We start from the raw sequence: 21,000 nt of genomic DNA on the forward strand, positions 1-21,000 counted from the left end.
CCCTCATGGGCACACTGCATCGAGTGTGGTCAGGAAACCACGCGATAACACGGCACATACGCCGCACCGCCCGGCAGTTTCATCCGGTGCTGGGCGACGAAGGCTTTGAGCAGCAGATCGAGCGGTTGCATGATCGCGGCGTCGCCACGGATCTGGTACGGGCCATGTTCCTCGATCAGGCGGATGCCCTTGTCCTTGACGTTGCCGGCAACGATCCCGGAAAACGCCCGGCGCAGGTTGGCCGCCAGTTCGTGAGGTGGCTGGTCGCGGTGCAGTTTGAGGTTGGCCATGTTTTCGTGGGTCGGGTCGAACGGGCGCTGGAAGCCTTCGTCGATCTTCAGCAGCCAGTTGAAGTGGAACGCGTCGTTGCGTTCGCGGCGGAACTGCTTGACCGCTTTGAGGCCTGCGTTCATTCGCCGTGCCACCTCGGCCGGGTCGTCGATGATGATTTCGTAATGCTTTTTCGCTGCCTCGCCGAGGGTGGCGCTAACGAAGGCGTCGAGTTGTTCCAGATACGGCGCGGCATGTTTCGGTCCCGTCAGGATCACCGGGAATGGCAACCCTTCGTTGTCCGGGTTCATCAGGATGCCCAGCAGGTACAGGAACTCTTCGGCGGTGCCGGCGCCGCCCGGGAAGATGATGATGCCGTGGCCGACGCGGACGAAGGCTTCAAGGCGTTTTTCGATGTCCGGCAGGATCACCAGCTCGTTGACGATCGGATTCGGCGCTTCGGCGGCGATGATGCCCGGCTCGGTCAGGCCCAGGTAGCGGCCGCCGTGAATACGTTGCTTGGCGTGGGCGATGGTGGCGCCTTTCATCGGGCCTTTCATCACGCCGGGGCCACAGCCGGTGCAGATGTCGAGGCTGCGCAGGCCCAGTTCGTGGCCGACTTTCTTGGTGTATTTGTATTCTTCGGTGTTGATCGAGTGACCGCCCCAGCACACGACGATTTTCGGCTCGACGCCCGGACGCAGGGTGCGTGCGTTGCGCAACAGGTGGAAGACGTAATCGCTGATGCCCTGCGAGGTGGTCAGGTCGATGCTCAGGGCATCGAGTTCGTTTTCGGTGTAGACGATGTCGCGCAGGGCGCTGAACAGCATTTCCCGGGTGCTGGCGATCATCTCGCCGTCGACGAAGGCATCGGCCGGGGCGTTCAGCAGTTCCAGACGCACGCCGCGATCCTGCTGGTGGATGCGGATTTCGAAGTCTTTGTAGGCTTCCAGAATGGTTTTTGCGTTGTCGACATGGGCGCCGGTGTTGAGGATGGCCAGGGCGCACTGGCGAAAGAGGGTGTAGGTGCTGCCGCTTCCGGCCTGGCTCAGTTGCTGAACTTCACGTTGGGAAAGGGTTTCCAGACTGCCTTTTGGGCTGACCGAGGCATTGATTACGTGTCGTTGGGTCATGCAGTGATCCTTAAAACGATGTCATTGCCGACCTGGGCAATGGCATCCGAATAGAGTGTATCCATGAATGAAGATGGCACGATCTGCGTGGTATCGCCATGTCCCCCGCTGGACGATGAAAAGATGAAAAGGAGCTCCAGCATAGCTAAATCCGCCTCAGAGGCGATAATGCGCCAGCCTCTTTTTATTTCAAGCCATGGAAGCCTGTCGCGATGTTCGAAATTCAACCGATCGATGCAATCACCTATCGCCGGCAGACCCGGCGCAGCACGCTGATTATCGCGGTGCTGTTCCTGGTGCTGGCGATGGCGTTTTCGACCGTGGCGGTGGCGCTGTTCGGCGAGCCGGGCGGGGATAACCTGCGGTTCAATGTCGGAGGTGTCTTTGCAGCCTTCCTGCTGACGGCAGCGTTGTTGCGCGGACGTTTCTGGAATCAGACCTGGATGGCCCCCGCGGTGTACGGCTGGCGGCTCAAACGCGCCCTGATGAGCGTCACCAATGTCATGCATCAGGTGACGGCGGCGGTTGAGAAGGAGGATCCGGTGGCGATGAACGTGCTGCGTTTTTATCACCTCGGCCTGACGCAAATGCATGAGCTGGACGGCAACTCCAGCGATCAGGGGCAATTGCACCGGGAAATCGAGGCGCACAAGGCGCGAATGATGACGCTCGGTCTGAACACCGATCAGACGCGCCTCGATCCGGCCTGGCTGGAAGCCTTGAAATCCCGCTAGAACGCAATACGTGCAGCGCGACGCAGTTTCCATTGGCGGAGCAGGCGTCCGTACACCAGCAGGTTGATCACCAGCACCCCGCCTCCCAGCACAAACTGAATCTGCGGAGTCAACCCTGCCGGGTAGATGATCGGCCAGACGTAGTGTTCGATGAAGCCGCCGGCATACCCGGTCTGGCCAGCGGCCTGGCGCATCAGGTTTTCCCAATAGGTCAGCGGACACGTCAGGTGCAACACCTCGACCATTACGCCCCAGGTGGCGGCCGGCAGGTGCAGCCAGAACAGTCGTGGCCATTTGAGCACCAATAACCCGCCAAACAACACGAACAGAATGAACGACAGGTGAAACAGCACCAGCCCGTCGGCGGCAATTCGATACAGCATGTCGACTCCCTGACAGATATGAATGACTGCAATGGTACGCCGGTAGGCGGCACACGGCTGGAGGATTTCGTGCAATTGCGCAAGATTGTTCAAGCCAGAAAACGGCGTTTACTGGCAGAGTCCGGGGTCTTGTCTCACGGTTGAAGAGCGTTATGTCTGACTCATTAATGCCGCGCAGTGCTTTCCTTCGCGGAGCGGCGGCGATCATGCCGTTGTCCCTGGCGACTGCACCCTGGGGGCTGCTGGCCGGCTCCATGGCGATCGAAGCCAACCTTACGCCGCTGCAAGGGCAGGGCTTGTCCACCATCGTGTTTGCCGGTGCTGCGCAACTGGTGGCGATCGGCATGCTGAAGGGCGGTGCCGGGGTTTTTTCGATCCTGCTGACCACGCTGCTGCTGACGTCGCAGCATTTGCTTTATGGCATGAGCATGCGCCATGTGATTTCGCCGTTGCCGGGTCGCTGGCGCATCGGTCTGGGTTTTTTGCTGACCGACGAACTGTTCGCCCTGACCAGCCAGCATGACAGGCAGCAGTTCAACCGCTGGTATGCACTGGGCGTGGGCCTGACGTTCTACATCGCCTGGAACCTCTTCACCCTGGCCGGCATCGTGCTGGGCAGCAGCATTCCCGGGCTTGAACACCTGGGGTTGGACTTCTCGATTGCCGCGACCTTCATCGCGCTGATTACACCGGTGGTACGCAATGTGCCAACGGTGGTCTGCGTGGCGGTTTCGCTGTTCTGCTCGGTGCTGTTCAGCTATTGGCAGTGGGGCTCGGCGCTGGTGCTGTCGGGGTTGGCCGGGATGATGGCCGGTTTTGTCTGCAACAAGTTGTATCGGGAGCGCACATGATGGTCTGGGCAGTGATTTTCGGCATGGGGATTCTGGTGTTCCTCAACCGTTACGTGTTTCTTGAACCGCGCTTGCCCGTGCGATTGAGCAGCAATGCGCGGCAGTTTCTGGGGTTCGCCGTACCGGGCATGTTGACCGCTATTTGCGGGCCGATTGTGTTCATGCCTGACAAACAGCTGAATCTGCAGTGGGATAATCCCTATCTGCTCAGTTCATTAGTGGCGATTGGCTTGGTGATCTACACGCGTAACACATTGCTCAGCATGCTATTGAGCATGGCGTTCTTCTTCCTCTTGCGCTGGTGGCTATAAGTTGCAGGTGTTCTACGCTTGAGAGATGACTTTCAGTTAGCGAGATGAACATGGCAACCGAGCAGAAACGTCCTGAAGAAGATGAAGAACCGAGTGAAGAAGAGATTGAGCGGGAGAAACACAAGGAGCAGACCTGGAAGCACGACGACAGTCGCGAATTGTCCGATCGTGATCAGGAGCGACCACTCAAGCCGTGAAACGAAAAAGCCCCGCGAGAGCGGGGCTTTTCGTTTCATCAAAGATCGTCCAGCTGTGTGAAATCGGGATGTGCAGCCCGATAGCCCAAAGTCTTGTCGATCCACGCGTTCAACTCATTGACCATCACCGGCGGATGGCAGGGATAGCTTTCGAGAGTGGTGCGCAGGATCCGGTCGATCTCGGGAACGTCACGCAGGTTTCGCGTCTTTATGTAGTGGCCGATAAAACAGTCGAGCTGAAAGCGTTCTGTCATGGACAGATAGATACACTCCAGGCCATTGGCCTGTTTGATTGCAAAATCGTCGCGCAACTTAGTTCTCTGCAAGGCTTGTCAAGTTTGTAGGGTATTCCTGGTTCGTTGACTGTTCGGTCAACTGGTATGCCAATAGGAAAGCGGCGCGCATGCTATCTGTAGTGCTACTAAATGTATGTATGACGATTGAAATGTCAGACGGGCGGTTTGTTTTAATCAAACGACCGATTCAATGACTGTATCGAGAGTGAAACACTGACTGTAACGAATGGTTTTCATTTGATCCGCTATCGAGTTTTCCACCTATTGGATAGACGTGCTGCCCTGAACAATATTTATGCCACCACTTTAATCAATTCAGCGCCCTGATTGCGGGAGTTGCCGACAGCTTTGCCGACCTTGTGCCATTCGAACGCTTCGCTGCCCAACCCTTCGAACAGCAGCATTTGCTCGGCACGCTCCGCCGGTGTCGCTGGATCAAGCCATTCACCCGCCCCTTCGGCCGACAACACGACGGGCCGGCGATCGTGCATGTCGAGCAGGCCACCTTCGCTGTCGGCGGTGATGATCACGAAGCCGTCGTCTTCCCGTGGTTCTGACCCAGGCATTGGAAACTGACCGATGGCGGCGCAGAAAACCGGTTGATGATTGACCCGATGGATCAGCCAGGGCTGGCGGCTTTTTTCCGGCCCGTCGACCCACTCGAACCAGTTGTCGACCGGTACGATCAGGCGATGACGCCAGATCGCCCGAAAGAACGGGCCGTGGGTGACTTTCTCGACGCGGGCGTTGATGGGGGCTGCACGATCCTTTGCCCAATGCGGGCGCCAGCCCCAGCGCAGATTATCAGCGTACAGCCGTTGCTCGTGTTGATGGAGAACCGCCAGCAATGTGCCGGGCGCTGCGTTGTAACGCGCCAGCGGCGGATCGCCCACATGATTGATCAGCGCATCGGGAATGCTCAGCACCGCGACGAAGTCGTGAATGCCGCGGTACTGCGAGAGTCTTCCGCACATTGGCCGAACCTCCAGCGAACACTGCCTGAACGTTCAGCTTAGTTGTGCGTGTCAATCCTTGCCGGCCTGGCCGGTGAAGGTGTCGCGCCAGGCCAGCCAGCCGCGTTCGAGTGTGGCGAGCAGACCGTCGCTGAGTTTGCCCAACAGCGCCAGAACGATGATTGCTGCCAGCACGATATCCGGACGCGAGGTTTCTCGCCCGTCGCTCAGCAGATAGCCCAGGCCTTTGGTCGCCGCGATCAGTTCGGCTGCCACCAGAAACATCCACGCCAGACTCATGCCGCTGCGCAGCCCGGTGAACAGGCCGGGCAGGGCGGCGGGTAGCAAAATCCGACGCACCAGTTGCAAGCGACTGAAGCCATAGATGTGGCCGACTTCCACCAGTTTGCGATCAATATTGCGGATCGCCGCGACCACGTTGACGTAGACGGGGAAGAACGCGCCGATGGCAATCAGGACGATTTTCGAGGTCTCATCGATGCCCAGCCACAGCAGCAACAGCGGCACCCAGGCCAGACTGGGAATCGAGCGCAGCGCAGCAAAGGTTGGCTCCAGGTACGCCTCGGCTTCACGGCTCAGGCCGACCCAGGCGGCAAACACCAAGGCCAGGCTTGCGCCGATGGCAAACCCGATCAGCACACGGATCAGGCTGGCGCCAATGTGTTTCCACAGTACGCCTTCGGCCATGTCGGTGAGGGTCAGGGCGATTTCACTCGGCGCAGGCATCTGATAGGACGGCAGCCAGCCAACGCGCACGATGATCTCCAGGGCGACCACGATCAGCATCGGCAGGGCCAGCCCTTTGGCGCGTCTGCGCCAGAGCGGATTCAGCAGCCGATGTTGCAGGCGTGGCTGCGGCACGGCGAGGCGGGCGGGCAGGTCATTGCTCATGGAGGGCGCTCCGCTCACGGCCGATCCGCGACGCGCGCGGACTTGCCGTGAGTCTGCTCGGTTACTGGGTGGCGGCGACTTGCTGGAAGCCGGTGTCGATCAATTGATCGATGACCTGATCGACATTCACTCCACGGCGCACCAGCTCTTCGGAGACCAGAATCGGCGCGGCGGCTTTCGACGCCAGTACGTCGGCGGCGGTGAGTTGCGGGCTGCTCAGGTCGGTGCGCGACAGTTGCAGCCTGGCCACGTCCAGCGGCAGGCCGGATTCGCTGGCGAGCAATCGGGCCAATTCGTCCGGGTTCTTCACCGACCATTCGCGGGCCTGTTCGTAGGCCTTGATCACGGTGTCGATGGTTTGCGGGTGTTCCTTGGCGTATTGCTCGGTGACGCTGATCACGCCGTAGCTGTTGAAGTCGCGATTGCGATACAGCAGGCGCGAACCGGCCTGTACCTGGCTTGCCGCCATGTGCGGATCGAGACCGGCCCAGGCGTCGACGTCGCCTTTCTCCAACGCGGTGCGGCCGTCCGGGTGCTGCAGGTGCACCAGTTCCACGTCGTCTTTTTTCAGGCCGGCCTGCTGCAGGCTGCGCAGGGTGAACAGGTACGGGTCGGTGCCCTTGGTGGCGGCAATTTTCTTGCCTTTGAGGTCGGCGACGGCCTGATACGGCGAGTCCTTGCGCACCACCAGCGCAGTCCACTCGGCGCGGCTGTAGACATACACCGATTTGATCGGGCTGCCGTTGGCGCGGCTCAGCACCGCAGCGAGGCTGGCCGAGGAGGCGAAATCCACGCCGCCGCTGTTGAGGTATTCCAGCGAACGGTTGCTGCCCTGGCTGAGCACCCAACTGACCTTGCTCCGGGGCAGGGCCTTTTCCAGATAACCCAAATGTCTCAGCGCCAGGCTGACGGGGGAGTAATAGGCATAGTCCAGATGTACTTCAGCGGGCGGCGTTTCCGTCGCGTGGGCAAGCGGTTGCAGGCTCAGGGCCAGAGCGCAGGCGGCGAGCAGCGTTTTTACTCGGGAAAACGGTAAGCGGAATTTCATGGGCACGCTCCGGCAAGACAACAGTTTGTTATGTCCAGAAAGATATTTTTATCGAATGCTTCCTGCATGAATGGAATATTGCAGGCTCTGTGCCATATGCCCTGAGTCCCGTGTTCACGGGGTTTTGATGCGGTCGGTGCGCTTGGAACTGTTGCAGGGAAAACACTGTGCCGCGCCACTGTTGCCAAGCCAACAGCGCTTATCGACAGTACTGAGCTTATTCGTTAATAGAATTTCAAGTGCGCTTTATAAGAGCGTTATGGTCTATGAAAATCTCCTTTCAGGACTTGCCATGAAGCTCTCCCGTTTTCTGCGCGCTGCGTTGACCAGCGCCTTGATTGCCTCACCTCTGACTTACGCGGCCGAACCTGTCGTCCTGCACGTCGGTGATCAGAATTACTACAACATCCGCGCCTCGGTAGAAGCGTCCGGCGTACTCAAAGACGCGCCTTACACTGTCGACTGGAAACACTTCCAGGCCGCCGCGCCGCTGGCCGAAGCGCTACAGACCGGTTCGCTGGATCTGGGCTTTCTCGGCGATTCGGGCTTTCTGTTTCTCGCCGCGAAACAGGCACCGGTGAAATTGATCGGCGTGTCGCGGCAGAACCCGGACACCATCGCTTTGTTGGTGCTCAAGGATTCTCCGGTAAAAACCATCAAGGACCTGAAGGGTAAGAAAGTCGCTTACTGGCCGGGTGCCTGGAGCCAGCAGTTGACCTTGCGTGCACTGGAGCAGAATGGGTTGCCGGAAAATTACGTCGAGTTCGTCAAATTGATGCCAATCGATGCCGCTGCGGCATTACCTCAGGGCAGCATCGATGCCTTTCCGGTGTGGGAGCCGTACATTTCCCAGCAAATCGTGTTCTCCGGTGCACGACCGATTCTGACTGCAAAAAACCTGATGCCGGGTTTGAGCGCCATCGCCGCTTCCGCGGCGTCCGTCGACAGCAAGCGCGAGGCGATTGCCGATTTTCTCGGGCGCCTGAAACAGGCCAGGGCCTGGGTCGACAGTCACACTGACGAATACGCGGATCTGTGGGCGAAGAAAGCCAATCTCGATCAAGAGGTCTCACGGCACTGGTTGCGCCAGGCACACATGACGGTCGGCCCGGTGGATCAGCAAGCTGCTGCCGATCTGCAAGGTACTGCGGACTTCCTGTTCAAGGTCAATGCGCTGCCGGCTCCGCTGAGCACGGCCGGTCTCATCGATACCTCGTTCCAGCAGGCACTGGCGCACTAAGCACCGGAACAAAACCCTGTTATCTTTATCCAACCTCGGCCCATTTCAGTGGGCCGCAGGGAGGCAGCAGCGGCGAGGGAGTTTTGCCAATCGACAACGTGACCGCAACGGTCGGGCTCAAGGCAAAACATGAAACACTGGTTCAAGCTTTTCTGCATTGCAGCCATCCTCATCGGGCTGGCCGGTTGCATTGCCGCTCCTATCGAAATGACTGAGCAAACCCGCTCGCGGCTGGATGCGCAGGCACCGGTGAAATTTCTGCTGACCTTCGATGACGGCCCCAGTGCTTCGAGTTTCTACAACCCGACCGAAACCGTGCTCGACAGTCTGAAAGACAACCCGTTGCAGCCGGGCATCAAAGCGGTATTTTTTGTCCAGACCCGTGCGCCGAGAGCCGGCAACAGTGAAATCGGCCGGCGGATCATGCATCGCGAACACGATGAAGGGCACATTCTCGGTTTCCACACGGCCACCCACTGGCACACCAATCATCGTTCGCTCGATCCGCAGGAACTGGAAACTGCGCTGACCAATGGCACGGCAGACATCGCGGCGATCACTGGCGCGCCACCGGTGCTGTTGCGTCCGCCATTCTGGAATTACGACAAGCGTACGTTTGCGGCGTATCAGAAACACGGCTTGCATATGTTGCTCACCGATCTGAGTGCCAATGACGGCAAGATCTGGGGTTTCAATGCCAGTCCCAGGCGACGCGCCAACATGCTGCGGCAGTTGTCGGAGGTTCGCGAGCGTATCGCCCTGGGTGAGTTGCCGACGGTGGACGGTGTGATTCCGGTGGTGGTGACGTTCCATGACCTCAACCGCTATACCGCACGCCACGCCCGCGAGTATCTGCAGATTTTGCTCGACAGCGCGGCGGCCACCGGTGTGCGTCTGGCAGACAAACCCTTTTACGATGATCACGCGTTGCTGGAAAAAGCCGCGCTGGCGCGTACGGTGCAGAAGAGTTCGGACCCGGTGCGCCTGCCGGGGATCTGGAACTGGATCTGGAATCGCGACGCCAACTGATACCGACATCAAAGATGTGAAGCACTTGGCATTTTCTGCCCCGGCGATTTGCGCAGGCGGGGAGAAGCTCATCTATGCTCAATTGATCGACCGAACCATCGCCCGCGAGGCGTTCGTCATGCTTGCCATCGCCGACATTTGCCGCATCGTCGAGTCCGGTTTCTCGCCTTTGTATTGCGACTGCACCGAAACGGCGCAGGGTTTGTTGCAGATCAAGGTTTACGAGCCTGACAGTGGCCGTGTCGAATTGTTGCTCAACGGGGTGTCACCGGAACACTTGGTCACCATTCGTGACATTTCCAACTTCATTGGTGAGCTGCGCACTGAAATGAGTGCCGGGCGCCGGGCGTTCGCCGGCTAGTTCAGAGGCGGCGCTGAAAGGCCCGGACGATCTGCAGGGTCGCCTCGCTGATACTCAGGTTCTGCACCGCGTTCAGCGGATGCCACAGGCAATCGACGATCTCGTTCTGTGGCCGTACTTCGTCAATATTCAGCACCGATGCTTCGTAGACGTGGTGGCGCGTACTGCCTGACTCCAGCTCCATCAGGTACAGCATACCGTCGGCAAGCAGGCCGGTTTCTTCCTCCAGCTCACGCGCCGCGGCGTCGGCCCTGGTTTCGCCGGGCTCGACCTTGCCGCCCGGCAAATTCCAGCGGCATCGGGGTTTGCGCACCAGGAGAATGTGTCGATCCTGTTCGCAGATGATGGTGGCGCGTACTTTCATGATTACCCGAACTGGCTGTCATTAAATGGTAATAAAAATGCAATATTCGGACCGCGCCTTGATTTAGAGGCGCCTGTGACGTTTGAGCGGCAGGCAGGCGTAAAAGTGCCGGGTCGTTGACGCGAAGGTGGGGCGACGTCTGGTCGGCTTTCGGTAGCAAACCGGGTGTAAGGTAAAAAAGTGCAGTTGATCGATAGTCGACAGGAGGTGCCTATGAGCATGGCGATGCTGAACAGAATGCACATGAATGGCTACGACGTACTCAGTGTGAACAATGGCCCATGGCGGGTCTGCACGCAGGGTGATCGACTGGCGACTTTCGCCAGCCGGGAGGAAGCACTGGCGTATGCCGCTGCGCTCCCGGGTTACAGGAACCGCGCCGGCGAGCGCAAGTCGGGCTGAACGCCTGCAGTGAAAAAGCCCCGGATTGTCCGGGGCTTTTTGTTGGCGTATCGAGGGTCAGTGGACTTTCGTCCGGCTGATGGCACGGGCCTTCACTTCCCGGGCATAGAGCTGCAGGCGTTCCTCGTCGCTTTGCAGTACCTCGCAGGACCTGAGCACTGTCTGCGCATCCGCCTCGTTGCCGGATTTGCGCAACTGCTCGGCGATGCGCTTGAGGTCGACTGCCGACCATCTCAGGTCAGATGCCACACTTTGCAGATCACGTTGAAGTTCATGTTCGTATTCATTGAGCCGCATGATCACCTCCGCAACATTCTCGGTAGAAAAGAGTAGCCGCATTTTCGCAAGAGGTTGTACAGATGGACCGCAGACACGCCAACTGGATACCGCTGGTCGGAACAAGGAGGGTGTCGATGAGGTACGGCGCGGTTTTCGACAGGCAAAGTCTTGCGTCACGATGGATGTTCAACCAGTAACAGGGTAAATTCGCGCTTTTTCAGATGAAGGATTCATTATGCGGATGTTGATCGGGGGCCTGCTGATGGCCGTGTTGACCGGTTGTTCACTTCCGGCATCGCTGGTCCCGGGCGAGCCGAATCTCAGCAAGGTCAGCGGCAAGGCTCCCAAGGACTACGCCGCATGCGTGTTGCCATTGTGGCAGCAGGATATTCCCAAGACCTCGCAGGTCGCGATTTCCAACGGTTACCGGATCACTGCGCCAAGCATCGTCACCGCCGACGAGATTCTCGATATCGTGAAGTACAAGGATGGCAGTCGTGTGTCGCTGTATCAGGGGCCGCCGTGGGCCAAGTCCGGCTCGCTGCGCAAATCGGTACGCGATTGTCTTTGAGAGCCGCTTTGCAGAAATGAAAAAGCAGAAATCGTAAAAGCGGTTTCTGCTTTTTTTTCGCCATCACAAAAGGCTATGACTAAAAGTCATTGCCCTATGATTTTTAATGGTTACGGGTGCCCCGATACCCGGTGTTAAAAAATCGCAAACACAGCTCATCAATAACAACCAGAGAGCGTTTGCAGCCATGTCCCGATTCCTCCTTCGCATCTCCCCCTGTCCCTTATCGAACCTGTTGGCCATCCGGCCCGCGTGAGCTGTCGATCACCCCAAAAAATCCCTCTGCATCGCAAAGAGTAATGACTGATGAAAGAACTCGACCTGTACATCGGTGAAGGTTTCGAAGGCCCGGGCGTGAACGCCGCGCACATCAATATCCTGATCGGCCCGCGCAACGGTCCGGCGGGGCAGGCGTTCGCCAACAGTCTGGCGTCGCCGAGCCAGGGTCACTGCCCGTTCATGGTGATCGCCCAGCCGAATATCCCGGTCAAGCCGATGACCCTGTACGTCAACAAGGCTGCGATCAGCGGCGACCTGCACGGCAACGCAACCTGGGGCGCCTCTCAGGCCGGCATCGCCAAAGCTGTGCTCGAAGCGCTGCTCGACGGTACGCTGCCGCCGGAAGCCGAAGACGAGTGGGCGATCGTCACCGCCAACTGGGTCAACCCGGCCTGCGATGACCTCGATGCGGTCTACCGGAACAACTACAACGCCTGCCGCACCGCGATCCGCGCCGCCCTGACCGGCAAGCCGGATACCGCGCAGCTCAAGGATGTGGTCAACCACATCAGCAACCCTTTCTACACGCCAAAAGCCTGAGGTCCGCGCCATGCAATACATCCGTTTGGGCAACTCCGGCCTGCAAGTTTCCCGCCTGTGCCTGGGCACCATGAACATGGGCACCCCGGACTGGAAACCGTGGATCTTCAATGAAAAACAAAGCGAGCCGATCGTCGCTCACGCACTGAACAACGGTGTGAATTTCATTGACCTGGCAGACTTCTATTCCGCCGGCGTCGGCGAGGAAGTGGTGGGGCGCATCGTCAAGCGTCTGGCCCGTCGCGAAGATCTGGTGATCACCACCAAGGTTGGCTACGGCACCCGCAACGGCATCAACGCCAGTGGCCATTCGCGCAAACACATCATGGACAGCATCGATGCGTCGCTCAAGCGTCTGGACATGGATTACGTCGACGTGTTCATGCTGCATTACTTCGACGTGAATACCCCGGTCGAGGAAACCATGGGCGCACTGAACGACATCGTGCGTTCCGGCAAGGCGCGTTACATCGGTGTGTCGACCATGCTCACCGGTCAACTGGCGAAAATCCTCATGGCCTGCGAGCGCAACGGTTGGGTCAAGCCGATCAACATGCAGCTGCAACTGAACTGCGCCTACCGCGAAGAAGAGCGCGAGATGATTCCGTTCTGCCGCGATCAGGGGATCGGCGTGTCGGTGTTCAGCCCGCTGGCCCGTGGCCTGTTGACCGGTGATGTGCAATCGACCCGCAACCAGACCGACTTCTTCACCCAGCAGATGTACAGCGACGAGGCCTCGTTCGAAATCGCTCATTCGGTGCAGCGCGTGGCCCGTGCCCGTGGCGTGTCCAACGCGCAGATCGCTCAGGCCTGGGTCGCCAGCCATCCCGGCGTGGACTGCATGCTGGTCGGCGCCGACACCACGGCGCAGTTCGACAGCGCACTGGCGGCATTGGAAACCAAGCTCGATGCCGAGGAGCTGCACGAGCTGGAGCGCAACTACACCCCGTGCGACGTGATCAACGATTACACCGCCGGCAAACGCATCCTGCGTACGGCCCGTCCGGGGCTGGAACGCTTCATGTTGCAGGGGGTGGTGGCATGAGCGGGCTGATTCGTCACGGTAACTTCATCGATGGCCAGTGGGGCAGCGGCGGTGCGACTTATCCGGTACGCAACCCGGCCAATGGCGAATTGATCACCGACGTGCAGAAGGCTGGTGCCGAGGAAACCAACCTCGCCATCGAAGCCGCCAATCGTGCCTTGCCGGCCTGGCGCAAACTCACCGCCAAGGAGCGCAGTCAGCGCCTGAAACGCTGGAGCGAGTTGATGCTCGCCAACCAGCAGGAGCTGGCGACCTTGCTCAGCCGCGAACAAGGTAAACCGCTGGCTGAAGCGAAGGGCGAAGTGATTTACGCCGCGAGTTTTCTCGAATGGTTCGGTGAAGAAGCCAAGCGTGCCTACGGTGATGTGATCCCGAGCCATAAGGCTGATGCACGGATCATCGTGACCAAGGAAGCCATCGGCGTGGTCGCGGCGATTACCCCATGGAACTTCCCGCTGGCGATGGTCACCCGCAAGGTCGGCCCGGCGCTGGCGGCGGGTTGCACGATGATTCTCAAACCGTCGGAAGAAACCCCATTGTCGGCGTTCGCCCTGGCAGTGCTGGCCGAGCAGGCCGGGATTCCGGCCGGTGTGTTCAACATCGTCTCCGGCGATGCGGTGGCCATTGGCGGCGCGCTGCAGGCCTCCAGCGTAGTGCGCAAGCTGTCATTCACCGGCTCGACCCGCACCGGCAAACTGCTGATGCGCCAGGCCGCCGACACCCTGAAAAAAGTCTCGCTGGAACTGGGCGGCAACGCGCCGTTCATTGTCTTCGACGACGCCGACATCGATGCCGCCGTGAAAGGCGCGATGGCCTCGAAGTTTCGCAACACCGGGCAGACCTGCGTGTGCGTGAACCGCTTTTTCATCCAGGACGGCGTCTACGAAGCCTTCACCGGCAAACTCGCTGAAGCCGTGGCGGCGATGCGCGTGGGCAGTGCGCTGGAGGGAGCGACCGAGCAAGGTCCGTTGATCAATGCTGCCGCGCTGGCCAAGGTCGAAGCCCACGTCAGCGATGCGCTGGAGAAGGGCGCCACCCTGTTGTGCGGCGGCCGTCGGCATGCGCTGGGCGGCACGTTCTACGAGCCGACCATCCTCACCGAAGCCAGCGGCGACATGCTGATCGCCCAGGACGAAACCTTCGGCCCGGTGGCGGCGTGTTTCCGCTTCAAGGACGAAGCCGAGGTGTTGGCGCGGGCCAACGACACACCGTTCGGCCTGTCGGCGTACTTCTACAGCCGCGACATCGGCCGGGTCTGGCGCATGGCCGAAGGGCTGGAAGCCGGGATGGTCGGCATCAACGAAGGGATCATTTCCACGGAGCTGGCGCCGTTCGGCGGCATCAAGGAATCGGGCCTTGGACGTGAAGGTTCGAAGTACGGTCTGGATGACTATCTGGAGATCAAATACCTGTTGATGGGTGGCCTCTAGGCCTCCCAAAGCCTGTGGGAGCTGGCTCTCACAGGCTCTTCCCAGAGCTATCGGTTTCTCCGTCAATAACAACAATTGGAGACGAACATGTCCGCTCAATCCGTAAAGATCGATGACCTGCCCATCGGGCGCTTCCACCTGAAGATCGCCGGCCTGACCTTCGGCGCACACTTTACCGACGGCTACATCCTGGGCCTGATCGGCATCGCGTTCACTTTGCTCAGCCCGCAGATGCAACTCGACGCGTTCTGGCAGGGCCTGATCGGCGCATCGGCGTTGATCGGTCTGTTTCTCGGCAGTCTGTTTTTCGGCTGGATCTCGGACAAGGTTGGCCGGCAGAAAATCTTCCTCGTCAGTTTCGTGCTGATCACGCTCGCTTCGGTGATGCAGTTCTACGTCGAGACCGCCATGAGCCTGTTCCTCTGCCGAGTGCTGATCGGCATCGGTCTGGGCGGCGATTTCAGCGTCGGCCACGCGATGCTTGCCGAGTTCGCGCCGAAGAAACATCGCGGCGTGTTGCTGGGTTCGTTCAGCGTGATCTGGACGTTCGGCTATGTCGCAGCGACCTTCGTCGGCACTGCCATGCTGAGCCTCGGTGACGATGCCTGGCGCTGGATGCTGGCGTCGTCGGCGATCCCTGCTGCGCTGATCCTGATCGCCCGAATCGGCACACCGGAATCACCGCGCTGGCTGGTCAATCAGGGCCGGGTGGTCGAAGCCCGTGCCATCGTCAAAAAGCATCTGGGTGACAACGTCGAGCTGGATGAAACCCGTTCCAGCGAAATCCGCTCGGGCTACGCGGTGCTGTTCAGCCGCGAGTATCGCAAGCGCACGGTGTTCAACTGCCTGTTCTTCGTCTGCATCGTCATGCCGTACTTCGCCATCTACACCTTCCTGCCGTCGATCCTGCAGAAGATGGGCCTGGACGAAGGCTTCGGCACCGAGCTGATGCTCAATATGCTGCTGATCCTTGGTGCGTTGATCGGCATCTGGTGCACCATCAAATTCACCCGACGCGGGTTCCTGATCAACGCGTTCATCATTCTGGCGGTGGCGTTGTTTCTGCTGGCGGTGCTGCCGGGCAGTGCGGCGTGGCTGATGGTGCTGGTGTTCGGTGTATTCACGCTGGTGTTGTCGGCGGTGAGCAATCTGGTGGGCGTATTTCCCGCGGAGAGCTTCCCGACGGAAGTGCGGGCCAGCGGGATCGGTCTGGCAACGGCGGTCAGCCGACTGGGGTCGGCGGTCAGTACGTTCCTGTTGCCGGTGAGCGTGGCGGGGATCGGCTTGAGTCCGACCATGGGGATTCTTGCGGCGATTTTGGCGATTGGCGCGTTGTTGTCGTGGGCCTGGGCGCCGGAGACCAAGTCGTTGACGTTGAGTCAGGCGTGCAAGGCGCAGAGTCCGGTGGAGGTCGGGACAGGGACGGTCGGGAAAATCGCATCCCCCATCTGATGAGTGCAGGTCAGGGGTTGCTGACAATCCCTAGCCATTCAGTAAACAGCCTCACCTTCGACAACCCCTGCTTGTCATTCGCCACATCCAGCCAATAGCCGTAAGGGCCGATCACCTCAATCGGGGTGATCGGCAGCAGGCTGCCGTTGGCCAGTTCCTTCTCGATCATCTGCCGGTCGATCACCGCCAGACCGCCGCCGGCCAGTGCAGTGTGGATCACCTGATCCAGGGTGCTGAATTCCAGCCCTTGCCCGGCATCGATGTCATCCCGGCCCATGGCCGCCAGCCAGTTTTCCCAGACCTTCAGCCGCTTGCCATCGTGCAGGATGTGCAGCAGCGGAAACTGCCGCAGGTCCGGTGGCTGATCGCCGTTGAACAGTTCCGGGCTGGCCACCGCAATGTGTCGTTCCATCACCAGCAACTGACTGACGCAGTGAGGCGCTGCCGCGAGGCCGAAGCGGATGTGGCAATCGACTTCCGAGAGGCTGTCGTGGCCGATCTGGTTGGTGACGCTGAGGTTGATGTCCGGGTAGCGCTGACAGAATGCGCGCAGGTGTGGCGACAGCCAGCGGGTGGCCCAGGTCGGCGGTGCCAGCACTTTCAAACGCTGGCGCAGATTCGGCACGCGCACGGCCTGCAAGGCGCGTTCGATGTGATCGAAGGCTTCGGCCAGATGCGGAGAAAGATTGCTGCCGGCCTCGGTCAGCGACAGCCCTTGAGGCGTACGTACAAACAGCGCCACACCGAGGTAGTCTTCAAGCTGTTTGATCTGGCGACTGACCGCGCCCTGGGTGACGTTCAACCCGACGGCGGCCTGACTGAAACTGCGATGACGGGCGACTTCTTCGAACACGCGCAGGGTGTTGAGCGAGGGCAGTTGACGCATGGAGGCGGAACTCCGGACCGGGCGGTTTATTGTTGTTTTGGGGTGAGGGCTATCTGACTATCGAGGCGGTGCGGATGCAAGGTGAATTCGCAACGGGCAAGCAAAAAAAATCGCAGCCCTGGCTGCGATTTTTTTCAAGCGTCAGAAGTAATACCCGACGTTCACATATAACTGGTTCTCCCACTGATTCAGCCCGCCCGCGCCAAGGCTTTGGGTATAGCTGCTGCCACCGATGTACGGATCATTCCTGCCGAACAACCACTCCGTGGCAACCCACAATTTACTCACGGAAAACGAGGTGCCGAGGATCATCCGCTCGGACGTCTTGAAGCCGCTGGCGGACTTGTCGAAGGCGCTGTAGTTGGCGTAGAGCTTGATCCCGCTGATCTGGTCGAACAGGTATTTGTCGCCGACGTCGTAACTCAGGTCGGCCACGTACAGATTGCCGCGGCTGGCGACGTTGTAAGTGCCGTCGTAGCCACCGAGGGTCACCACTTCATCGCTGCCGGGATTGCGTGGCGACATCTGTTGCCGCGCTGCCTGCAACTGCACGCCCCACGGGCCGTTCTTGCCCATGTAGTGCACGGCCACGGCGTTGCGCCGACCGTCGTTATTGGTGTCCTTGTTTTCGAGGGTCGAGGTCAGGCCGGAGATCCCGACTTCGGACTTCCACGGCCCCAGATCCATTGCCCTGGCGATCCGAAGCACCACGGTGTTGCGTTCCTGGTTGTTGCTGCCGTCGGTTACGTAGCTGTCGGCTTCGGACACCACGCTCGAATACGTCACGCCTTTGCTGGTGCCTTTGCCTTGCCAGGCCGGGCGCAGGTAGTAGCCGGCCTGGATGTTCCAGTCGCCGCTTTGCTGAATGTATTTGGTGCCGATCTGTTGCACGTCTTCCAGGCCGATGACGTTGCCCAGGGTTTCGTAGAACGTACTGCCGAAATACGGCTGCAAGCCGAACGGCACGGTGTTGAGGCCCACTTGCACTTGCTGGTCGGGGTTGAACTTGTAGCCGACCCACGCGAACTTGGCGAAGCGGATGTCGCCGTAGTTTTTGGTGTACTGGTAGGGGTAGGAGCGACCGTAGAAGCGGTATTGTGCTTCACCGATCCACGAGTCGGAGTTGTATCTGGCGCTGAGGAACACCGTGTCGAGGCCGAACTTCTGGATGTCGCGATCCGGGTCCACGTCCCAACGGGCACGAATGGCGCCGCCGAGGTCGAGGTTGTCGGTGACCTGGACCGCCATGGCCGGAACGGCAAAGCTGCAGAACAGAGCGATTGAAATCGTGCGCAGGCGCATAGATGCAGGGAAGGGCATGGAGCGGTTCTCGATTGTTTTTATTAGAGATGCCGCGCAGTTTTGTCTTCCGTCCGATACAGGACAAACGATAAAAACGATGATGAAACCTGCGTCGAACGCATGTTACTCGGAAAATCCTGCAGGACAATTCGCCAGTGCCGTGGGATGCTTTGCGCCTTGTCAGCGGTTTTAGAGTGCCTTGTATGAAACGTAAAATGCCCGGCCTGAATGCACTCAAGGCATTCGAAGTGGCCGGCAGCACCGGCAGCTTCACCCGCGCCGCCGAGTTGCTCAACGTCACCCAGAGCGCGGTCAGCCGTCAGGTGCGACAACTGGAAGAACAGCTTGGCGAGAGCCTGCTGGAGCGCCGCCATCACCATCTCGAACTGACCGGCGCTGGCAAGATTCTGCTGCGGGCGCTGCATCAGTCGTTCGACAAGATCGAACTGACCGTGCGCAGTATCCAGCAGAAAACCCACGCCAACCGTCTGCACATCAACGCGCCGCCAACCTTCACCAGCCGCTGGTTGATGCCGCGCCTGGGACGCCTGCGCGAGCAGCATCCGGAGCTGGAGCTGAGCATCACTACCCGCTTGCAGGACAGTCTGGCGGAAACCAGCACCCTCGATTGCGCCATCCGCTTCGGCAACGGTGAATGGGACGGGCTCGACAGTTCGCTGCTGATTCAGGAACGGCACATCGCCGTGTGTGCGCCGACGCTCTATGCGCGGGAGGGCGGCGATCAAGGCATTGACCTCAATCGTCTGACCCTGCTGCACGTGCTGGCCCGGGAGGATCAGCGTTATCTGACCTGGAAGCACTGGCTCGACGCGGCGCGCATCAGCGGTGTCGATACCCAGGGCGGTTATGAATTCGACCTGCTGGATCTGGCGATTCAAGCGGCTGTCGACGGGCTGGGCATCACCATTGCCGACTGGCACATGGTCGCCTCGGAACTGGCCAGCGGGCAGTTGACCCAAGTGCACAACGTGCATGTGGAAGGGCACCAGTCGTACTGGCTGGTGACCCGCCCGGAACAGACACAGATGCCGCAATTGCAGGCGTTCAGTCAGTGGTTGCAGGAAGAGATCTGGCTGGCGCAGCGCCAGCTTGAGCCTTCGAAGGCGATGTTGTGAGTAACGTGCGTTTTTCGAATGTTTGATCGCCGGATAAATCGTTTGTTGAACCCGCTGTCGATGACAAGACTGGCGCCATCGATAAAAACAAACGATGGGCGATGCACATGCGAGTCGAGCGAAATTTTGTTAACGGTCACTTCATCGAGCCGGCCAGCGCGGCGCTGATCGCGGTCTACAACCCGGCCACCGAAGCGTTGATCGGCCAGGTGTCGGCCGCCACTGCCGAAGAAGCCACGGCGGCAGTCGATGGCGCCGCAGCGGCGCAGAAAGTCTGGGGAAAACTCACCAGCATCGAGCGTGCCGAACACCTGCGAGCGTTTGCAGTCGCTCTTGAAGATCGCGCCGACGCCATCGGCGCCGCCCTGGCAGCCGAATCCGGCAAGAGCCTGAACGACGCCAGCAACGAAGCCCGTTATGCCGCGCAGATCACCCGTTACCACGCCGAATGGGCGCGCCGCATCGAAGGCGAGATCATTCCCAGCGACAGCCCCGACGAAAACCTGTTTCTGCACCGCGAGCCGATTGGCGTCGTCGCGTGCCTGATTCCGTTCAACTACCCGGTCTACACCCTGTTGCGCAAAATCGCTCCGGCGCTGATTGCCGGCAATACCGTGGTGGTGCGCCCGAGCAACAACACCCCGATCTCGGCATTCGAAATCGCCAAAGCTGTGGAGCAATCGGGCATGCCGGCCGGTGTAATCAACATCCTGACCATGGATCACGCCACCGCCGCAGTCGTCTGCACCCATAAAGCCGTGGGTCTGATCACGCTGACCGGCAGCGTCAACGCCGGGCGCATCGTCCTCGATTACTGCAAGGCCAACATCGCCAAGCCGTCGCTGGAGCTGGGCGGCAAGACTCCGGCAATCATTGAGGCCGACGCTGATCTCGAAGCCGCCGCGAGCGCAATCATTGCCTCCAAGACCACCCACTGCGGCCAGCTGTGCACGGCGGTGGAGCGGGTCTACGTGCAGGAAAGCGTTCACGACCGTTTCCTTGCGCTGCTCAAAGCGAAAATCGCGGCCGTGAAGTTCGGCGACCGCGCCACAGACGCGAGCCTGATGGGCCCGCTGGTCAACGCCAGTTCGCAGAAGAATATCCACGCCATGGTCGAGCGTGCGATCGCCGACGGCGCCGTGCTCGAAAGTGGCGGCGTGTTGCCTGAAGGCAAGGGGCATTTCTATCCGCCGACGCTGCTCAGCGGTTGCCGCCAGGAAATGGAAATCGTCCAGGAAGAAATATTCGGCCCGGTGCTGCCGGTGCTCAAGTACCGCGACATCGACGAAGCGCTGGCCATGGCCAACGACCATCAGTTTGGCCTGTCGTCGGTGCTGTACACCGAGAATTACCGCACCGCGCAGAAAGTCGCCAACGCCATCGAGGCCGGTGAGTTGTATGTCAACCGCACCCCGGCCGATCCGTATCAGGGCTATCACGCCGGCTGGAAACGCTCGGGCCTGGGCGGCGATGACGGCAAGCACGGCATGCTCGAATTCACCCAGACCCGACTCGTGGTCATGAAGTACTGATCCACCACCTCACGCTACGCCTATAAAAACAATTATCAGGGGCGCCCGGAGCACGGGTCGCCCG

General features: G+C 59.9%; 25 protein-coding genes. 15 read left to right on the forward strand and 10 right to left on the reverse strand.

Annotation, left to right across the window (positions count from 1 at the left end; translation table 11 throughout):
* Nucleotides 1-29: 29 nt before the first annotated feature.
* On the reverse strand, nucleotides 30-1,403 hold the full coding sequence (ppnN, locus tag ACK6BI_RS08910; protein WP_409316778.1) for a nucleotide 5'-monophosphate nucleosidase PpnN: 1,374 nt from the start codon (nucleotides 1,401-1,403) through the stop codon (nucleotides 30-32).
* A gap of 212 nt (nucleotides 1,404-1,615) precedes the next feature.
* On the opposite strand from ppnN, the gene ACK6BI_RS08915 reads away from it, so the two are divergent.
* Entirely contained in the window at nucleotides 1,616-2,137 is a 522-nt protein-coding gene (locus tag ACK6BI_RS08915) for a DUF3087 family protein (protein WP_409316779.1), read from the forward strand.
* Here ACK6BI_RS08915 and ACK6BI_RS08920 read toward each other — a convergent pair.
* Nucleotides 2,134-2,520: a DUF2784 domain-containing protein gene (locus tag ACK6BI_RS08920; protein WP_409316780.1), complete on the reverse strand. Its 387-nt coding sequence runs from the start codon at nucleotides 2,518-2,520 to the stop codon at nucleotides 2,134-2,136. The two genes, ACK6BI_RS08915 and ACK6BI_RS08920, sit on opposite strands and share 4 nt — an antisense overlap.
* A 152-nt stretch (nucleotides 2,521-2,672) precedes the next feature.
* On the opposite strand from ACK6BI_RS08920, the gene ACK6BI_RS08925 reads away from it, so the two are divergent.
* Genes ACK6BI_RS08925 through ACK6BI_RS08935 form a run of 3 tightly spaced genes read left to right on the forward strand, consistent with a single transcriptional unit; the run spans nucleotide 2,673 to nucleotide 3,879 of the window.
* Nucleotides 2,673-3,371, forward strand: a complete 699-nt coding sequence (locus ACK6BI_RS08925; protein ID WP_409316781.1) for an AzlC family ABC transporter permease — start codon at nucleotides 2,673-2,675, stop codon at nucleotides 3,369-3,371.
* A complete protein-coding gene (locus ACK6BI_RS08930; RefSeq protein WP_164872179.1) occupies nucleotides 3,371-3,682 on the forward strand; it encodes an AzlD domain-containing protein in 312 nt (103 codons plus the stop codon). Before ACK6BI_RS08925 ends, ACK6BI_RS08930 begins: the two co-directional genes overlap by 1 nt.
* A gap of 50 nt (nucleotides 3,683-3,732) precedes the next feature.
* On the forward strand, nucleotides 3,733-3,879 hold the full coding sequence (locus ACK6BI_RS08935; RefSeq protein ID WP_169430743.1) for a hypothetical protein: 147 nt from the start codon (nucleotides 3,733-3,735) through the stop codon (nucleotides 3,877-3,879).
* A 38-nt stretch (nucleotides 3,880-3,917) separates the two neighbouring features.
* On the opposite strand, the gene ACK6BI_RS08940 is transcribed toward ACK6BI_RS08935, so the two are convergent.
* The 4 genes from ACK6BI_RS08940 to ACK6BI_RS08955 all read right to left on the reverse strand — a co-directional run bounded on the left by ACK6BI_RS08940 (nucleotide 3,918) and on the right by ACK6BI_RS08955 (nucleotide 7,088).
* Entirely contained in the window at nucleotides 3,918-4,190 is a 273-nt protein-coding gene (locus ACK6BI_RS08940; RefSeq protein WP_409316782.1) for a hypothetical protein, read from the reverse strand.
* A 278-nt stretch (nucleotides 4,191-4,468) separates the two neighbouring features.
* Nucleotides 4,469-5,149: an SOS response-associated peptidase family protein gene (locus ACK6BI_RS08945; RefSeq protein ID WP_409316783.1), complete on the reverse strand. Its 681-nt coding sequence runs from the start codon at nucleotides 5,147-5,149 to the stop codon at nucleotides 4,469-4,471.
* Nucleotides 5,150-5,200: 51 nt separating this feature from the next.
* Nucleotides 5,201-6,040, reverse strand: a complete 840-nt coding sequence (locus tag ACK6BI_RS08950; protein ID WP_409316784.1) for an ABC transporter permease — start codon at nucleotides 6,038-6,040, stop codon at nucleotides 5,201-5,203.
* A 61-nt stretch (nucleotides 6,041-6,101) separates the two neighbouring features.
* Complete coding sequence (locus ACK6BI_RS08955; protein ID WP_409316785.1) at nucleotides 6,102-7,088, reverse strand: aliphatic sulfonate ABC transporter substrate-binding protein; 987 nt, start codon at nucleotides 7,086-7,088, stop codon at nucleotides 6,102-6,104.
* Between the two features lie 292 nt (nucleotides 7,089-7,380).
* Here ACK6BI_RS08955 and ACK6BI_RS08960 point away from each other — a divergent pair, with 292 nt between their 5' ends.
* The 3 genes from ACK6BI_RS08960 to ACK6BI_RS08970 all read left to right on the forward strand — a co-directional run bounded on the left by ACK6BI_RS08960 (nucleotide 7,381) and on the right by ACK6BI_RS08970 (nucleotide 9,718).
* On the forward strand, nucleotides 7,381-8,328 hold the full coding sequence (locus tag ACK6BI_RS08960) for an ABC transporter substrate-binding protein (protein WP_409316786.1): 948 nt from the start codon (nucleotides 7,381-7,383) through the stop codon (nucleotides 8,326-8,328).
* A 129-nt stretch (nucleotides 8,329-8,457) separates the two neighbouring features.
* Complete coding sequence (locus tag ACK6BI_RS08965) at nucleotides 8,458-9,357, forward strand: polysaccharide deacetylase family protein (protein WP_065259777.1); 900 nt, start codon at nucleotides 8,458-8,460, stop codon at nucleotides 9,355-9,357.
* Between the two features lie 118 nt (nucleotides 9,358-9,475).
* Complete coding sequence (locus ACK6BI_RS08970; protein WP_409316883.1) at nucleotides 9,476-9,718, forward strand: DUF1652 domain-containing protein; 243 nt, start codon at nucleotides 9,476-9,478, stop codon at nucleotides 9,716-9,718.
* Nucleotide 9,719: 1 nt separating this feature from the next.
* Here the strand turns inward: ACK6BI_RS08970 and ACK6BI_RS08975 are convergent, their stop codons facing one another.
* Nucleotides 9,720-10,082, reverse strand: coding sequence for an NUDIX hydrolase (locus ACK6BI_RS08975; RefSeq protein WP_409316787.1), 363 nt, complete (start codon nucleotides 10,080-10,082; stop codon nucleotides 9,720-9,722).
* A 213-nt stretch (nucleotides 10,083-10,295) separates the two neighbouring features.
* Here ACK6BI_RS08975 and ACK6BI_RS08980 point away from each other — a divergent pair, with 213 nt between their 5' ends.
* On the forward strand, nucleotides 10,296-10,484 hold the full coding sequence (locus ACK6BI_RS08980) for a DUF2188 domain-containing protein (RefSeq protein WP_409316788.1): 189 nt from the start codon (nucleotides 10,296-10,298) through the stop codon (nucleotides 10,482-10,484).
* A gap of 57 nt (nucleotides 10,485-10,541) precedes the next feature.
* Here the strand turns inward: ACK6BI_RS08980 and ACK6BI_RS08985 are convergent, their stop codons facing one another.
* Nucleotides 10,542-10,781, reverse strand: coding sequence for a hypothetical protein (locus tag ACK6BI_RS08985; protein WP_065259780.1), 240 nt, complete (start codon nucleotides 10,779-10,781; stop codon nucleotides 10,542-10,544).
* Nucleotides 10,782-10,998: 217 nt separating this feature from the next.
* Between ACK6BI_RS08985 and ACK6BI_RS08990 the strand changes: the two genes are divergently transcribed.
* The 5 genes from ACK6BI_RS08990 (at nucleotide 10,999) to ACK6BI_RS09010 (ending at nucleotide 16,080) form a co-directional block, all read left to right on the forward strand.
* On the forward strand, nucleotides 10,999-11,334 hold the full coding sequence (locus ACK6BI_RS08990) for a hypothetical protein (protein WP_409316789.1): 336 nt from the start codon (nucleotides 10,999-11,001) through the stop codon (nucleotides 11,332-11,334).
* Nucleotides 11,335-11,640: 306 nt separating this feature from the next.
* A complete protein-coding gene (gene fae, locus ACK6BI_RS08995; RefSeq protein ID WP_409316790.1) occupies nucleotides 11,641-12,153 on the forward strand; it encodes a formaldehyde-activating enzyme in 513 nt (170 codons plus the stop codon).
* Nucleotides 12,154-12,163: 10 nt separating this feature from the next.
* The gene (locus ACK6BI_RS09000) at nucleotides 12,164-13,198 is read left to right on the forward strand and encodes an aldo/keto reductase (protein WP_409316791.1); all 1,035 of its coding nucleotides are present in this window, start codon (nucleotides 12,164-12,166) and stop codon (nucleotides 13,196-13,198) included.
* On the forward strand, nucleotides 13,195-14,628 hold the full coding sequence (locus tag ACK6BI_RS09005; protein ID WP_409316792.1) for an NAD-dependent succinate-semialdehyde dehydrogenase: 1,434 nt from the start codon (nucleotides 13,195-13,197) through the stop codon (nucleotides 14,626-14,628). Before ACK6BI_RS09000 ends, ACK6BI_RS09005 begins: the two co-directional genes overlap by 4 nt.
* A gap of 87 nt (nucleotides 14,629-14,715) precedes the next feature.
* Nucleotides 14,716-16,080 (forward strand): MFS transporter, encoded by a 1,365-nt coding sequence (locus ACK6BI_RS09010; RefSeq protein WP_409316793.1) that lies wholly within the window; start codon nucleotides 14,716-14,718, stop codon nucleotides 16,078-16,080.
* Nucleotides 16,081-16,090: 10 nt separating this feature from the next.
* On the opposite strand, the gene ACK6BI_RS09015 is transcribed toward ACK6BI_RS09010, so the two are convergent.
* Both ACK6BI_RS09015 and ACK6BI_RS09020 read right to left on the reverse strand, forming a co-directional pair.
* On the reverse strand, nucleotides 16,091-16,966 hold the full coding sequence (locus ACK6BI_RS09015) for a LysR substrate-binding domain-containing protein (protein ID WP_409316794.1): 876 nt from the start codon (nucleotides 16,964-16,966) through the stop codon (nucleotides 16,091-16,093).
* 141 nt (nucleotides 16,967-17,107) lie between these two features.
* Complete coding sequence (locus tag ACK6BI_RS09020; RefSeq protein WP_409316795.1) at nucleotides 17,108-18,286, reverse strand: hypothetical protein; 1,179 nt, start codon at nucleotides 18,284-18,286, stop codon at nucleotides 17,108-17,110.
* A gap of 185 nt (nucleotides 18,287-18,471) precedes the next feature.
* Between ACK6BI_RS09020 and ACK6BI_RS09025 the strand changes: the two genes are divergently transcribed.
* Nucleotides 18,472-19,404: a LysR substrate-binding domain-containing protein gene (locus ACK6BI_RS09025; protein ID WP_409316796.1), complete on the forward strand. Its 933-nt coding sequence runs from the start codon at nucleotides 18,472-18,474 to the stop codon at nucleotides 19,402-19,404.
* A 107-nt stretch (nucleotides 19,405-19,511) separates the two neighbouring features.
* Complete coding sequence (gene aldA / locus ACK6BI_RS09030; RefSeq protein WP_409316884.1) at nucleotides 19,512-20,936, forward strand: aldehyde dehydrogenase; 1,425 nt, start codon at nucleotides 19,512-19,514, stop codon at nucleotides 20,934-20,936.
* Nucleotides 20,937-21,000: the final 64 nt, after the last annotated feature.

This window comes from Pseudomonas sp. KCJK9016 (assembly GCF_046231795.1).
GTDB classification, from domain to species: domain Bacteria; phylum Pseudomonadota; class Gammaproteobacteria; order Pseudomonadales; family Pseudomonadaceae; genus Aquipseudomonas; species Aquipseudomonas bananamidigenes.